The organism is Parafrankia sp. Ea1.12 (assembly GCF_900465275.1).
In the GTDB taxonomy this organism is placed as follows: Bacteria; Actinomycetota; Actinomycetes; order Frankiales; family Frankiaceae; genus Parafrankia; species Parafrankia soli.
Map to the genome: position 1 here is coordinate 1 of NZ_UBIZ01000352.1, position 368 is coordinate 368.

Annotated in this window: 1 protein-coding gene; it reads right to left on the minus strand. The window is 72.3% G+C overall.

All coding sequences use genetic code 11. From position 1 onward, the window contains the following. The coding region (locus tag FMEAI12_RS19555) for a PLP-dependent transferase (protein ID WP_200835341.1) at positions 1-368 on the minus strand (368 nt) is incomplete at both ends.

Genomic DNA, 368 nt, shown 5'->3' on the forward strand with positions numbered 1-368 from the left:
GACAGCGTCTCCAGGCCCTGCAACAGCAGGAACGCGTTCATCGGCGCCAGCGCGGGGCCGAGGTCGCGCAGCAGCCGCGCGCGGGCCCGCAGGATGAAGGCCGTCTCGGGGAAGGCGTCGAGGAACACCAGGCCGTCGTAGGCCGGGTCCGGTTCGGTGAACCGCGGGTAGCGCCCGTTGCCCCAGTCGAACCGGCCGCCGTCGACGATGATCCCGCCGATGGACGTCCCGTGCCCGCCGATGAACTTGGTCGCCGAGTGCAGCACGACGTCAGCCCCATGCTCAAGCGGGCGGGCCAGGTAGGGCGAGGCCAGCGTGTTGTCGACGAGCAGCGGTATCCCGGCCTCGTGCGCGACCCCCGCGACGCC